15 protein-coding genes and 1 other annotated feature are annotated in these 13,876 nt (G+C 44.8%); all 15 genes read left to right on the top strand.

Annotated features, from left to right (window positions below; all coding sequences use genetic code 11):
- The first annotated feature begins 483 nt into the window (after nucleotides 1-483).
- The 15 genes from cysE to rpoB all read left to right on the top strand — a co-directional run bounded on the left by cysE (nucleotide 484) and on the right by rpoB (nucleotide 13,865).
- Nucleotides 484-1,146, top strand: a complete 663-nt coding sequence (gene cysE, locus AC0YN7_RS28060; RefSeq protein ID WP_475813310.1) for a serine O-acetyltransferase — start codon at nucleotides 484-486, stop codon at nucleotides 1,144-1,146.
- Complete coding sequence (gene cysS / locus AC0YN7_RS28055; RefSeq protein WP_475813309.1) at nucleotides 1,143-2,591, top strand: cysteine--tRNA ligase; 1,449 nt, start codon at nucleotides 1,143-1,145, stop codon at nucleotides 2,589-2,591. Before cysE ends, cysS begins: the two co-directional genes overlap by 4 nt.
- Nucleotides 2,588-3,022: a Mini-ribonuclease 3 gene (locus tag AC0YN7_RS28050; protein ID WP_475813308.1), complete on the top strand. Its 435-nt coding sequence runs from the start codon at nucleotides 2,588-2,590 to the stop codon at nucleotides 3,020-3,022. Before cysS ends, AC0YN7_RS28050 begins: the two co-directional genes overlap by 4 nt.
- A 3-nt stretch (nucleotides 3,023-3,025) precedes the next feature.
- The gene (gene rlmB, locus AC0YN7_RS28045; protein ID WP_475813307.1) at nucleotides 3,026-3,793 is read left to right on the top strand and encodes a 23S rRNA (guanosine(2251)-2'-O)-methyltransferase RlmB; all 768 of its coding nucleotides are present in this window, start codon (nucleotides 3,026-3,028) and stop codon (nucleotides 3,791-3,793) included.
- Nucleotides 3,794-3,796: 3 nt separating this feature from the next.
- On the top strand, nucleotides 3,797-4,321 hold the full coding sequence (locus AC0YN7_RS28040; RefSeq protein ID WP_475813306.1) for an NYN domain-containing protein: 525 nt from the start codon (nucleotides 3,797-3,799) through the stop codon (nucleotides 4,319-4,321).
- A 300-nt stretch (nucleotides 4,322-4,621) separates the two neighbouring features.
- Complete coding sequence (gene sigH, locus AC0YN7_RS28035; protein WP_475813305.1) at nucleotides 4,622-5,272, top strand: RNA polymerase sporulation sigma factor SigH; 651 nt, start codon at nucleotides 4,622-4,624, stop codon at nucleotides 5,270-5,272.
- Between the two features lie 319 nt (nucleotides 5,273-5,591).
- A complete protein-coding gene (gene rpmG, locus AC0YN7_RS28030; protein WP_015847242.1) occupies nucleotides 5,592-5,741 on the top strand; it encodes a 50S ribosomal protein L33 in 150 nt (49 codons plus the stop codon).
- Nucleotides 5,742-5,760: 19 nt separating this feature from the next.
- Nucleotides 5,761-5,970, top strand: coding sequence for a preprotein translocase subunit SecE (gene secE, locus AC0YN7_RS28025; RefSeq protein WP_028609673.1), 210 nt, complete (start codon nucleotides 5,761-5,763; stop codon nucleotides 5,968-5,970).
- Between the two features lie 24 nt (nucleotides 5,971-5,994).
- Nucleotides 5,995-6,528 carry a transcription termination/antitermination protein NusG gene (nusG, locus tag AC0YN7_RS28020; protein ID WP_475813304.1) on the top strand — a complete coding sequence of 178 codons (534 nt, stop codon included), beginning with the start codon at nucleotides 5,995-5,997 and terminating at the stop codon, nucleotides 6,526-6,528.
- A gap of 123 nt (nucleotides 6,529-6,651) precedes the next feature.
- A complete protein-coding gene (rplK, locus tag AC0YN7_RS28015; RefSeq protein WP_475813303.1) occupies nucleotides 6,652-7,077 on the top strand; it encodes a 50S ribosomal protein L11 in 426 nt (141 codons plus the stop codon).
- A gap of 109 nt (nucleotides 7,078-7,186) precedes the next feature.
- Nucleotides 7,187-7,879, top strand: coding sequence for a 50S ribosomal protein L1 (rplA, locus tag AC0YN7_RS28010; RefSeq protein WP_475813302.1), 693 nt, complete (start codon nucleotides 7,187-7,189; stop codon nucleotides 7,877-7,879).
- Nucleotides 7,880-7,893: 14 nt separating this feature from the next.
- Nucleotides 7,894-8,056 (top strand) — a sequence feature (ribosomal protein L10 leader region).
- A gap of 56 nt (nucleotides 8,057-8,112) precedes the next feature.
- Nucleotides 8,113-8,616, top strand: coding sequence for a 50S ribosomal protein L10 (rplJ, locus tag AC0YN7_RS28005; protein ID WP_475813301.1), 504 nt, complete (start codon nucleotides 8,113-8,115; stop codon nucleotides 8,614-8,616).
- Between the two features lie 89 nt (nucleotides 8,617-8,705).
- Nucleotides 8,706-9,065, top strand: coding sequence for a 50S ribosomal protein L7/L12 (rplL, locus tag AC0YN7_RS28000; RefSeq protein ID WP_475813300.1), 360 nt, complete (start codon nucleotides 8,706-8,708; stop codon nucleotides 9,063-9,065).
- A gap of 264 nt (nucleotides 9,066-9,329) precedes the next feature.
- Nucleotides 9,330-9,938, top strand: coding sequence for a class I SAM-dependent methyltransferase (locus AC0YN7_RS27995; RefSeq protein WP_475813299.1), 609 nt, complete (start codon nucleotides 9,330-9,332; stop codon nucleotides 9,936-9,938).
- Nucleotides 9,939-10,316: 378 nt separating this feature from the next.
- A complete protein-coding gene (rpoB, locus tag AC0YN7_RS27990) occupies nucleotides 10,317-13,865 on the top strand; it encodes a DNA-directed RNA polymerase subunit beta (protein WP_475813298.1) in 3,549 nt (1,182 codons plus the stop codon).
- The last annotated feature ends 11 nt before the right edge of the window (nucleotides 13,866-13,876 follow it).

The raw sequence follows: 13,876 nt of genomic DNA, 5'->3' as shown, positions 1-13,876 counted from the left end.
AACAGGAAGAGTACGTTGCTTGAGGATTCGCAGAGAGGACAACCGTCATTCGAATCGACGTCGTATCATTAACGGCAGTAGAGAAGGTAGAATGAGGCTGCAAGTTGTCTAGTCCAACGAACGGAAATATGCACCTGGGAGCTTTGTTCCGAGCTGCTGAAGCGGGAAATAGAGGATCATAGAGTACAGCGGTTTGCTGTATCCCCTTATGAGCCTATATATTTCGGCTGAGCGGGGTAGGCAGCAACGTATTGTCTGCGTTAAAGACACGAAGACGGACGATCTAATGAATGTCGGCTGCGCTTATGAAGTCATTGCTTAAGGCAAACCTTCTAAGAGGAGCAGATTAGTCAAAGGTTGTTCAAGCAGAGTGGAACCGCGCGATTATACGCCTCTGCAGCATATTAATATGCTGCGGGGGCTTTTATTTTTTATCTGCACAGCCATAGGCAGGTGTCAGGCGCTTGAAAGGAGCAAAAGCTTATGTTTCGCCATTTTCATTCGGATGTTCAAACAGTTTTTGAAAATGACCCGGCTGCTCGCAGTCGATTCGAAGTCATTTTCACCTATTCAGGCGTACATGCTATATGGGCTCACCGTATTGCCCATGCCTTACACCGTCACGGGTGGTATACGATCGCGCGAATGATTTCTCAAGTCAGCCGCTTTATGACGGGAATTGAGATTCATCCTGGGGCACGAATCGGCAATAGACTGTTTATCGACCATGGCATGGGTGTCGTAATTGGGGAAACGTGTGAAATTGGCGATGATGTAGTCATCTATCAAGGGGTTACGCTCGGTGGTACCGGTAAAGAGAAAGGGAAGCGACATCCGACAATTGGAAACAATGTTGTTATCGGCTCTGGAGCAAAGGTGCTTGGTTCATTTCAGGTAGGTGACTTTTCGAGTATTGGTTCAAATGCGGTTGTTCTACGAGAGGTGCCGACAAATAGCACGGTGGTTGGAAATCCGGGACGTATAGTGAAGCGGAATGGAGAGCGGGTTGGAGATCGACTAGACCATACACAGCTGCCAGATCCGGTCATTGAAATGTTTCGTACGATGCAGAAAGAAATTGATGAATTAAAATCCGAGCTGGAACAGCTTCGGGAACCTGTAGCTGAAGGAGAATTACTAAAATGACAGTGTCGATATATAACACAATATCACGGTCAAAAGAACCGTTTGAATCACAGGAGCCAGGCAAAGTGAAGATGTACGTATGCGGACCAACCGTCTACGACTATATTCATATTGGCAATGCGCGTCCTGTTATTTTCTTCGATGTCGTTCGTCGATATTTAGAGGATGTCGGGAATGAAGTGCAATATGTAGTGAATTTTACAGATGTAGACGATAAGCTGATTCGTAAGGCGGAGCAGCTTGGTTCGACAGTTCCTGAGGTTGCTGAGAAGTATATTACGGCATTTTATGAGGATATTGATGCGCTAGGGGTTCGAAAAGCTACTGTTAATCCGCGGGTAATGGAGCATATCCCAGAGATAATTGCGTTTATTCAGGGCTTAGTTGACAAAGGCTATGCTTATACGAGTGAAGGTGATGTGTATTTCCGTACTGCTGCTTTTGAAGACTATGGAAAGCTGTCCCATCAAAAAATCGATGAGCTGCAATTCGGCATTAGAGTGGATATTGGTGATCGTAAACAAGATCAACAGGACTTTGTGTTGTGGAAGGGCGCTAAGCCTGGAGAGATTAAGTGGGATAGTCCGTGGGGAGCGGGACGTCCAGGCTGGCATATCGAATGCTCGGCAATGGCGCGTGTATATCTAGGTGATACGCTTGATATCCATGCGGGCGGTCATGATTTGCAATTTCCACATCATGAGTGTGAGGTTGCGCAGTCTGAGTCGTTGACCGGCAAACCTTTTGCCAATTACTGGATGCATAACGGATATATTCATATTAACAATGAGAAAATGTCGAAATCTTTAGGGAACGGCATTACGGTTCATGAGCTTGTGAAGCGGGTGAAGCCGCAGGCGATTCGGTATTTTATGTTGGCAACCCATTACAGAAGTCCGCTTAACTTCAATGATGATACGATAGCGCAAGCTGAGAACAGTGTGGAGCGAATTGCGAATTGCGCGGCTAACTTGAAGCATAGGCTGCAGGCGGCAGGCGAAGCTTCGAATTCTGCAGCAGGATCAGATGGCGACAGCGGTCTTGCAGCATCTGGCGATATTGAACTGGATACTAAGCTTAAAACGATTTTTGAACAGTTCCATGCGAAAATGAGTGATGACTTCAACACACCGGATGCAGTTACCGCAATGTTCGAATTGGTAACGGAAGCAAACCAATATATGAACCGGGCTGATGGCACGGTTGAAGCGCTGCGTGCTCTTCTTCAATTGCTTGAGCGTATGGACGGAGTGCTTGGTTTGCTGCCACAACAGCAAGCAGACGCTGATTTGTTGGATGCTGATATCGAGCAGCTAATCATAGACCGGACTGAGGCGCGGCAATCGAAAAATTGGGCAAGAGCCGATGAAATTCGTGATTTGCTTATTGAAAAGAATATTGTGCTTGAGGATACTCCACAAGGCATTCGTTGGCGGCGCAAATGAGCGGGCCTATAGATTCTAATTCATTGTTATTTCATTTACCATCCAAAAAGCCGCAGCTGATGAGTCCGGTCATTCTAGCCTATATTGGCGACGCGGTGTTTGAAATGCTGGTACGTCAATATTTGATATCATTGCCGAATCAAAAGTCGCATCATTTGCATCGCGAAGCGACTAAGTTTGTATCAGCTAGAGGACAGAAGCGAATACTGGATCGTTGGCAGCCCTATTTGACCGAGGAAGAAGCGGATATCGTTCGTCGCGGACGGAATGCGAAATCGGGCGCGCCGCCCAAAAATGCAGACGCCTCGGAATACCGGCTCGCTACCGCGCTGGAAAGTCTCGTTGGATATTTATATTACGAAGGACGAACTGCAAGAATAGGCGAGCTGTTTGACATCGCTGTTGCGGACGCAAATATTTTAGGAGGATAACTAATGACTGAGGAAATGAATCAGGAAATGAATCAAGATGAAATGATTGCCGGCAAGCACCCAGTGCTTGAGGCATTACGCTCTGGACGTGAAATTAATAAAATATGGATAGCGGATGGCGCACAGAAAACTTTAACGCAGCCAATCGTAGCTGAAGCCAAGAAATCGGGCATCATCGTACAGTTTGTCGATAAGAGAAAGCTGGACAGCTTGGTTCCTGGCGTTACTCATCAAGGAGTAGTTGCTCAAGCGGCTGCATTCGCCTATGTAGAAATAGAGGAAATTCTTGAAATAGCTAACAAGAAGGGTGAAACGCCCTTTTTGCTTCTTCTTGACGAGATCGAGGATCCGCATAACCTAGGATCAATACTAAGAACAGCCGAATGTACGGGTGTGCATGGTGTCATTATTCCAAAGCGTCGTTCAGCGGGATTGACAGCTACTGTGTTGAAGACATCGGCCGGTGCCGCGGAGCATGTTCCTGTAGCTAGAGTGACGAACTTGGCCCAAACGATCGAAAAGCTCAAGGAAGCGGGCGTTTGGGTAGCAGGAGCGGACGTAAGCGCTAAGCAGGATGTATATAAAATGAAATTTGACATGCCACTTGTTGTAGTTATTGGTAACGAAAACAAAGGGATGGGAAGACTTATTAAAGAAAAATGTGATTTTCTAGTTAAGCTTCCTATGTTAGGACAATTGAACTCGTTAAATGCTTCCGTTGCAGCCGGAGTACTTATGTATGAAGTGGTACGCCAGCGCCGGAGCGTTTAGGGCATGAACCGGCGCGACGATATTTTGTTAGTCGATGGGTATAACATAATTGGTGCTTGGCCGGTGCTCGAGAGGTTAAAGGAACATGGTTTGGAAGAAGCGCGCGATAAGCTGCTAGATATGATGGCTGATTATCAAGGGTTTACGGGGATGCAGGTGTACGTTGTATTTGACGCGCACCAAGTGCCCGGTCATGGTGCGACCTACAGACATCATAAGCTGATGATTGTATATACCAAAGAGAAGGAAACGGCAGACGAATGTATTGAACGTCTTTGCTCCGAGCTATATGTCAGACGTCGAAACATATATGTAGCTACCTCTGATTTAGTAGAGCAGCATGTTGCCTTTGGTAAAGGAGCGCTTCGAATATCAGCTAGGGAATTGCTAATTGATATCGGTCAAAACCGCAAAGAAATCGAGCAAACGCTTCGCGAGGATAAGCCGGGGAAACGCAACACGGTTGACGGAATTGTAAGCAGAGAGGTGCTTAGTCAACTAGAGAGACTGCGTCGAGGTGAGAAATAAAGGATGCCGCTTATTACTGAGTGATCCACAAAGTGAAAAAAGAATCTATCATCATTCCACAAAATTACAATTTTCAAGGAGTTATGGTAGCTTTCGAGGGCCTGATTGGTTGACGTTTTAAGGTTACATAATGTATACTGACTCTAGATTTGTAGTAGAGAACGTGTAAGTAACACTAGATTATACTAACTTAACTTTAGAGGCGAAACGTTGCTGTAATCTCATAAAAGGTATCAGCAGTTTACGCTTGCATGAGTGTGAATCTAGCGGTGTACGCCTTGCAGGCCGGAGGGATAGTTCGTGAGTATCGACCTCAAAGAATGGAGTACGCTCGAGTATGACAGCAGTACGGACGAGGAGATCGTTGAAGCGGTACACAATGGCGATAGTATAGCGCTGGAATATTTGATAACCAAATATAAGAATTTTGTGAGAGCTAAAGCACGCTCCTATTTTCTAATTGGTGCGGATCGAGAAGATATCGTTCAAGAAGGAATGATCGGCCTTTATAAGGCAATTCGTGATTTCAAAGGGGACAAGCTTGCCAGCTTCAAAGCCTTTGCGGAATTGTGTATAACACGGCAGATTATTACCGCCATCAAAACAGCCACGCGTCAAAAGCATATTCCGCTTAATTCCTACGTATCGCTCGATAAGCCGATCTACGATGAAGACTCAGACCGTACGCTACTTGATGTCATTTGTGGAACGCGAGTTTCTGATCCTGAAGAGCTTATTATCAATCAAGAAGAGTTTACGGGCCTGGAAGACAAGATGGCCGAAATATTAAGCGACCTTGAACGGAAGGTGCTTATGCTTTATTTAGACGGAAGATCATACCAAGAAATAGCTGTTGATTTGGACAGGCATGTAAAATCAATCGACAATGCTTTACAGCGTGTAAAACGAAAGCTAGAACGCTACTTGGAAGTTAGAGACATAAGCGGATAACCGCATTTATATGTAATAAGCTAGGTTTGTCAAAGGACTGTATTTTTATCTGGCTATGTCCAGAATGAAAGTACAGTCCTTTGGTTTTAAAAGGCAATGAATAGACTATACTGATAGATACGAGACCGATTCAGAGTTTGTTGCCAATTTTTCGTATGCCGAATACTTATCTTTTGCGTTGACTTCAATATTAGCGTGTGATAAAGTGTTTAGGTAGGCCTGCAGTCAGGGTTTTTTTTAGTTTTGGTATTGGAATCAATGATGTTTCATATAGAGCTTCATGATTCGTAATTTGTAGCAGTTCGGGAGGTGTAATTCAATGCGGGTAATTATCACGTTGGCATGCACAAACTGCAAACAGAGAAACTATGCGAGCAGCAAGAACAAACGCAATCACCCCGACCGCATCGAGTTGAAGAAGTTTTGCAAGTTCTGTAACGAGCAGACTCCTCATCGCGAGACGAGATAGTCAATTTGGAGGTGTGAACGTGGCATTTTTGGCTAAACTAAAGCAAAGCTTTGGTACAACGTTTAGTTTTTTTGCCGACAGCTGGGCAGAACTGAAGAAGGTTCGCTGGCCAAGCCGTAAAGAGTTGACAAGCTATTCGATAGTAGTACTACTAACGATAACGTTTGTAACTATTTACTTCTGGCTTCTTGACATCGGGATCTCGTCTCTGGTTGAACTCATTGTTTAAGAAGGGTCCAAAGGTGGATTTGTGATGGAAAAAAGATGGTACGTCGTGCATACTTACTCTGGCTATGAGAACAAGGTGAAAGCCAATTTGGAACGCCGTGTTGAATCAATGGGCATGGAAGACAAGATCTTCCGCGTGCTGGTTCCTATGGAAGAAGAAGTGGTAGAGAAGGACGGCAAGAAAAAGGTCGTCCAACGTAAGGTCTACCCCGGATATGTTCTTGTGGAAATGGTTCAAACTGACGATTCATGGTACGTTGTTCGAAATACGCCTGGCGTAACTGGATTTGTAGGATCGACGGGTTCTGGTTCAAAACCGGTTCCTCTATTGCCTCATGAAGTAGAGCAAATTCTCAAACACATGGGTATGGAAGAGCCAAAGCCAAAAATCGAGTTCGATTTGAAAGAAACAGTTCGCGTCAAAGTAGGTCCTTTCGCAGATTTTGTTGGTACAGTAGAAGAGATTTTGCTGGACAAATCAAAGCTTAAGGTACATGTGAACATGTTTGGTCGGGAAACCCCTCTTGAGTTAGATTATACTCAGGTGGAGAAGATTTAATATCTGGTTTCTGAATTCGTTGGAGAAATCCGACGGATGTTGTATTGCGAAATAGCGGATTCTATTCATATAGGATCATAAGCTGTTTACGTTTGGATTACAGGGTAGGGAGGTGTCTCAGGCATGGCAAAAAAGGTTATCAAAATGGTCAAATTGCAAGTATCTGCTGGTAAAGCAAACCCAGCGCCACCGATTGGTCCAGCACTTGGTCAAGCAGGCGTTAACATTATGGCGTTTTGTAAAGAGTTTAATGCTCGTACAGCAGATCAAGTAGGCTTGATTATTCCAGTTGTAATCACAGTATTCGAGGACCGTTCCTTTACATTCGAAACAAAAACGCCGCCGGCAGCAGTATTGCTTCGCGTCGCAGCAGGTATCGAAAAAGGTTCAGGCGAGCCGAATAAGAAGAAAGTTGCTACTGTAAAACGCGATAAAGTTCGTGAAATTGCAGAGCAAAAAATGCCGGATCTAAACGCAGCTTCTGTAGAATCAGCAATGCGTATGGTTGAAGGTACTGCTCGCAGTATGGGCGTAACAATCGTTGACTAATTGCGCTTCGTCCATCGGGACGAACGTCTTGCAAGGCTTATAGGCTTGCAAGTGGGAGGATCATCCCTAGGAGGGTGCTCCGCTACAACCACATGAGGAGGAAATTACAATGGCTAAACACGGCAAGAAATATATCGAAGCTGCTAAGCTAATTGATAGCGAAGCAACATACGAGCCTTTAGAAGCGATTGAGCTTGTGAAAAAGGCAGCAACAGCTAAATTTGACGAATCCGTTGAAGTAGCAGTTCGTTTGGGTGTAGACCCTCGTAAACAAGACCAAGCAGTGCGTGGCGTAGTAGTACTTCCGCACGGAACTGGTAAAACAAAACGCGTTCTCGTTTTCGCAAAAGGCGAAAAAGTGAAAGAAGCGGAAGCTGCTGGAGCTGACTTTGTTGGCGATGCAGATATGATTAACAAAATTCAACAAGGCTGGTTCGAATTCGACGTTTGCGTAGCAACGCCGGATATGATGGCTGAAGTTGGTAAACTTGGTCGTATCCTCGGTGGTAAAGGCTTGATGCCTAACCCTAAAGCAGGAACAGTAACGTTTGACGTTGCTAAAGCCGTGCAAGAAATTAAAGCCGGTAAGATCGAGTATCGTCTTGATAAAGCAGGTCAAATCCACGCGCCAATCGGCAAAGTATCATTCGATGCTGAGAAACTCAATGAGAATCTTAAAGCCTTGGTCGACGCACTTAGCCGCGCTAAACCAGCTGCAGCTAAAGGGGTTTACTTGAAAAACATTGCCGTTTCCTCAACTATGGGCCCTGGTGCTCGTGTGTCAACAGCGGTATACCGCTAAGTCGGAACGGAACTAAAATTCGAATACGCATACCGAAGACAGTAGGTGCCCTAGGGCTTAATTTCCTACCGAGGTGTTATGATAAACGTTTGTGAGCAAAATTCGGCCTTATGGTCGATGCGCAATAACGACATCATGGCCTTCGCTAAGTCTGCGAAGGCCTTTCTCATGCATCGAGGCGTGGAAAGCCTGTCGTATTAACGGAATGTATACTATTACGGGAGGTGTACAATTTGGCTAACGCAAATATCATCCAAGCAAAACAAGAGTCAGTAGCAGTTATTGCTGCTAAACTTGCTGAAAGCTCCAGCACGGTCGTTGCTGATTATCGGGGGTTGAACGTTTCCCAAGTAACTGAGCTTCGTAAACAACTTCGTGAAGCAGGAATTGAATTTCAAGTTCTGAAAAATTCACTTGTTCGTCGTGCTACTGAAGGAACAAACTATGAAGAATTGAACCAAATTCTGACTGGTCCTACAGCAATTGCATTCAGCAAAGACGATGCTATCGCACCTGCGAAAATTTTGAACGATTTTGCTAAGAAGAACGATGCTTTGAAACTTAAAGGCGGCGTTGTTGAAGGTAAAGTTGTGAGCATGGAAGAAATTAAGGCTCTTGCGGAACTTCCGTCCCGCGACGGTTTGCTATCTATGCTACTCAGCGTATTGCAAGCTCCAATGCGCAACTTCGCGCTTGCAGTTAAAGCAGTCGGCGAGAAACAAGAAGCACAAGCTTAATTATATCGAACCTATTTATTCTGTTCTAATCCGGCTTGGCCGGTTGTTTGACCAAACAAAAAATAAACCATATTCCTGGAGGTATAACCATGTCTAAAGAGCAAATCTTAGAAGCGATTAAAGTTATGAACGTTCTTGAACTGAACGAGCTAGTTAAAGCAATTGAAGAAGAATTCGGCGTTACAGCTGCAGCACCAGTTGCAGCAGCAGGCGCTGGCGCAGCTGTTGAAGCTGAGCAATCCGAATTCGACGTAGTTCTTAACGGTGCTGGCGCATCGAAAATCAACGTAATCAAAGTTGTTCGCGAAATTACAGGTCTTGGCCTGAAAGAAGCGAAAGACTTGGTTGATAGCGCTCCTAAAGCAGTTAAAGAAAAAGTTTCTAAAGAAGAAGCTGAAGCTGTTGCAGCTAAACTTACTGAAGCAGGCGCTTCTGTAGAAGTTAAGTAATTTTGTTTCAACAAGCGCAAACGGCTGTAGCTTGCCTTGCGGCAGAAGCATCGTTTCGCGTTGAAATATAAGCTGAGGATAAGGTCAAACTTATGCTTTCTTATATTTTAAAATATAGCTGATCATGTAGACTTACAATGAATCGGCTGACGAGCCCCTTGAAACGTCAGGTTTCAAGGGGTTCGTTGTATATTGAAAGATAAGAAAGTTAAGCGATTAACGCAGCTTATGCAAGAAGTAATGAGATCGCGGAGGAAATAGAATATGTCGAATCATTATTACTCCCAAAGTCCTGATGTAAAGCATAATCGTCACACACATGAGGTGCAGCTTCGAGGCTTTTCTTTGAAACTGGTGACGGATGCTGGCGTTTTCTCGAAATCAGGTGTCGATTATGGGAGCCAAGTTTTAATAGATGCATTGGAGTTGGAATCAAACGCAAGAGTGCTGGATGTCGGTTGTGGTTATGGGCCGATCGGATTGACGGCTGCGAAGCTCGCAGAGAATGGTCATGTCACAATGATTGATATTAATGAAAGAGCGGTTGAGCTGGCGAGAGAAAATGCAGAGCTAAATGGTATTTCCAATGTTACTGTTCTACAAAGCGATATCTATGAGTCTGTGAAAGACAAGCTATTTACAGCGATAATAACTAATCCGCCGATACGAGCTGGTAAGAATGTGGTACATCGGATTTTTGAAGAGGGTTATGAGTTGCTGGAGCATGGCGGAAGTATGTGGGTTGTCATTCAGAAGAAGCAAGGCGCACCTTCGGCTGAAGCTAAGCTGCAAGCGTTATTCGGTGATGTAGAGGAAGTAACAAAGGATAAAGGATACCGCATATTCCGAGCTGTAAAAGGATTGTCGAATTAGACAAAAAATAGTATAAAAATTTATGTTGAAATTCGATGTATATTTATTGACTTGACATTTCGAATATGATATTATTATGAAATGTCAGCATTAAATTGGGCTCAATCTCTTTAGTTAACTAAAATGTCAAGTGTGATTTTTAAGCGCGGAATGCATAAGATTTACACATTTGACGTATAATGTTTACGTTTTGGGCAAAATTATTTGATATGAGACTATCGTGCCCGCGCTGCGATCGGTTAACTGCCGGAACATGCTCTTTTTTCGAAATCATTCGAAAAGGGCTTTTCTTTATTTGACTATACAGGCGGCTGATGCCGTCTATGGTGACGCAGTAAGTATCGATGCTGTGAGACAGACATGAGGGGTGAGGTTAAGTTGGCAGGACAACTTGTTCAGTATGGTCGGCGCACGCGAAGAAGCTACGCCAGGATCAACGAGGTGCTGGAAGTCCCGAACCTGATTGAAATCCAACAAAAATCGTATGAGAAGTTTTTGGAAAGCGACTTGATTGAGTTGTTCCAAGATATTTCTCCGATTTCGGACTTTACGGGCAATCTATCGCTTGAGTTTATCGACTATAGCTTGGGCGAACCGAAGTATTCGGTCGATGAATCAAAAGAGCGTGATGTAACGTATGCGGCTCCTTTACGCGTAAAAGTAAGACTTTTCAATAAGGAGACTGGCGAAGTAAAGGAACAAGAAGTGTTCATGGGTGATTTCCCGCTTATGACTGAGACAGGCACGTTTATAATAAACGGTGCAGAACGTGTCATAGTCAGCCAATTGGTTCGATCCCCGAGTGTGTATTTCAGCACGAAGGTCGATAAGAACGGGAAGAAAAATTATACAGCTACGGTTATACCTAACCGTGGTGCGTGGCTTGAGCTTGAAACGGATGCTAAAGATATTATCTACGTACGTATTGACCGGACCCGGAAAATACCGGTAACGGTACTTTTGCGTTCACTTGGATTCGGTACTGACGCGGAAATATTAGAGCTGCTTGGCCATGATGAGTATATTCGCAACACGTTAGACAAAGATAACACGGATTCTACGGAGAAAGCTCTGATTGAAATTTATGAGCGTCTTCGTCCGGGTGAGCCACCAACTTTGGATAATGCGAAGAGCTTGCTGGTAGCTCGTTTCTTTGATCCAAAACGATATGATTTGGCCAATGTTGGCCGTTACAAAATAAACAAGAAGCTCCATATCAAGAACCGTCTGTTCAATCAGCGTCTTGCGGAAAACTTAATTGATCCGACCACTGGCGAAATTATCGCTGAAACCGGACAAATGATTGACCGCCGTTTGCTGGATGAAATTCTCGAGAAACTTGAGAAGGACGTAGGTTATAAAACGTATCATGTCGCTAATGGTGTACTTGATGCAGATAGTATTCCACTACAAACGATCAGCGTATTCTCACCATACGACGAGAGTAAAGTTATTAAGGTTATTGCGAATGGGATAATTGATAAATCCGTTAAGCATATCACGCCAGCGGACATCATTTCTTCCATAAACTACTTTATTAACCTGCTGCACGGTGTAGGTAGCACGGATGATATCGATCATCTAGGCAACCGTCGTCTGCGTTCTGTAGGCGAGCTGCTTCAAAATCAATTCCGTATCGGTTTATCCCGTATGGAGCGCGTTGTACGTGAAAGAATGTCGATTCAGGACGCGAATGCTATTACGCCTCAAGCGTTAATTAACATCCGCCCTGTTATTGCATCAATCAAAGAGTTTTTCGGTTCCTCGCAGTTGTCCCAGTTTATGGACCAAACGAATCCGCTTGCTGAGCTGACGCATAAGCGTCGTCTATCTGCACTCGGACCCGGCGGTTTGACGAGGGAACGCGCAGGCTTTGAGGTTCGTGACGTTCATAATTCCCATTACGGACGTATGTGTCCGATCGAGACGCCTGAGGGCCCGAACATCGGTTTGATTAACTCCTTGTCTTCCTTTGCTCGTATTAACGAATACGGCTTTATTGAAGCGCCGTACCGTTGGGTAGATCCGAAGACTGGAATTGTTACCGAACAAATTGATTATTTGACTGCTGATGAAGAAGATAACTACGTTATCGCGCAAGCGAATGCGCTCTTGAATCCAGATGAAACATTTGCTGAAGAGAGCACAATCGTTCGTTACAATAAGCAAGCAGATAATATTTTAACAATGCCTAGAGAACGTGTTGACTACATGGACGTTTCTCCTAAACAAGTTGTATCCGTTGCGACAGCGTTAATTCCGTTCCTGGAAAACGATGACTCCAACCGTGCGCTTATGGGATCGAACATGCAACGTCAAGCGGTTCCACTTCTTATTCCGAGATCACCACTAGTTGGTACGGGTATGGAGCATAAAGCGGCAAAAGACTCCGGAGTTTGTATCGTAGCTAAATATGACGGTGTGATTGAACGTTCGTCCGCTAATGAAATTTGGCTTCGTCGTGTAGAAGTGATCGACGGCAAACCGGTTACTGGAGATCTAGTTAAACATAAGCTTCATAAGTTTATGCGCTCTAACCAAGGGACTTGCATTAACCAACGTCCACTTGTTAACAAAGGCGATATCATCAAGAAAGGTGATATTCTTGCGGACGGTCCTTCCACTGAAAAAGGCGAATTAGCACTTGGACGTAACGTTGTCGTTGCATTCATGACGTGGGAAGGCTACAACTACGAGGATGCTATCTTGCTTAGTGAAAAGCTTGTGAAGGAAGATGTGTATACATCGATTCACATCGAGGAATATGAATCCGAGGCTCGTGATACGAAGCTTGGACCTGAAGAAATTACAAGAGACATTCCGAATGTCGGCGAAGAAGCTCTTCGCAACCTTGACGAGCGCGGAATCATTCGTGTCGGAGCCGAAATTGGCGCTGGCGATATCCTTGTCGGTAAAGTAACGCCTAAAGGTGTTACGGAGCTGACAGCGGAAGAAAGATTGCTTCATGCTATCTTTGGTGAGAAAGCTCGTGAAGTACGCGATACATCGCTGCGCGTACCGCATGGTACAGACGGAATCGTCGTTGATGTTAAAGTATTTACCCGCGAGAACGGTGACGAATTGCCACCAGGCGTTAACCAGCTAGTTCGTGCTTATATTGCTCAAAAACGGAAAATTTCCGAGGGTGACAAAATGGCCGGACGTCATGGTAACAAAGGGGTAATCGCTCGGATTATGCCTGAGGAAGATATGCCGTTCCTACCAGACGGTACGCCTGTAGAGGTTGTTCTTAACCCGCTCGGCGTTCCTTCACGGATGAATATCGGTCAAGTGCTTGAGGTTCACTTAGGTATGGCTTGTAAACATCTTGGTATTCATGCCGCTTCACCTGTATTTGATGGCGCTCGTGAGAATGACGTCTTCGATGCAATGGAAGAAGCAGGTATGCAACGTAACGGTAAAACCGTACTTTATGATGGACGGACTGGAGAATCGTTCGAACGTGAAGTTACAGTAGGGGTCATGTACATGATCAAACTGGCGCACATGGTCGATGATAAAATTCATGCCCGTTCCACTGGACCATACTCACTTGTTACGCAGCAGCCGCTTGGTGGTAAAGCACAATTTGGTGGTCAACGTTTCGGGGAGATGGAAGTTTGGGCGCTTGAAGCATATGGTGCCGCTTATACACTCCAAGAAATTTTGACAGTGAAATCCGATGACGTGGTTGGACGTGTGAAAACGTATGAGTCCATTGTCAAAGGCGAGAATGTACCAGAGCCGGGTGTACCGGAGTCGTTTAAAGTACTAATCAAGGAGCTTCAAAGTTTGGGTATGGACGTTAAGATCCTTGCTGAAAACGAAGAAGAGATCGAGTTAAGAGAATCGGATGATGATGAAGAGGCTGCGGGCGATAAGCTCAACCTTAACTTAGAAAGCGCAGAAACAGGCGCTATGGAATAAACTGGCAGCTG

The sequence above is a fragment of the Paenibacillus sp. J31R122 genome (assembly GCF_056269185.1).
The sequence above is the reverse complement of the archived record's forward strand: the minus strand, read 5'-3'. Positions and strand labels throughout refer to the sequence as shown.

Bases quoted from the DNA above. Each gene is read 5' to 3' on its own strand.
- cysE (WP_475813310.1), top strand. From the start codon at position 484: ATGTTTCGCCATTTTCATTCGGATGTTCAAACAGTTTTTGAAAATGAC.
- cysS (WP_475813309.1), top strand. From the start codon at position 1,143: ATGACAGTGTCGATATATAACACAATATCACGGTCAAAAGAACCGTTT.
- AC0YN7_RS28050 (WP_475813308.1), top strand. From the start codon at position 2,588: ATGAGCGGGCCTATAGATTCTAATTCATTGTTATTTCATTTACCATCC.
- rlmB (WP_475813307.1), top strand. From the start codon at position 3,026: ATGACTGAGGAAATGAATCAGGAAATGAATCAAGATGAAATGATTGCC.
- AC0YN7_RS28040 (WP_475813306.1), top strand. From the start codon at position 3,797: ATGAACCGGCGCGACGATATTTTGTTAGTCGATGGGTATAACATAATT.
- rpmG (WP_015847242.1), top strand. From the start codon at position 5,592: ATGCGGGTAATTATCACGTTGGCATGCACAAACTGCAAACAGAGAAAC.
- nusG (WP_475813304.1), top strand. From the start codon at position 5,995: ATGGAAAAAAGATGGTACGTCGTGCATACTTACTCTGGCTATGAGAAC.
- rplK (WP_475813303.1), top strand. From the start codon at position 6,652: ATGGCAAAAAAGGTTATCAAAATGGTCAAATTGCAAGTATCTGCTGGT.
- rplA (WP_475813302.1), top strand. From the start codon at position 7,187: ATGGCTAAACACGGCAAGAAATATATCGAAGCTGCTAAGCTAATTGAT.
- rplL (WP_475813300.1), top strand. From the start codon at position 8,706: ATGTCTAAAGAGCAAATCTTAGAAGCGATTAAAGTTATGAACGTTCTT.
- AC0YN7_RS27995 (WP_475813299.1), top strand. From the start codon at position 9,330: ATGTCGAATCATTATTACTCCCAAAGTCCTGATGTAAAGCATAATCGT.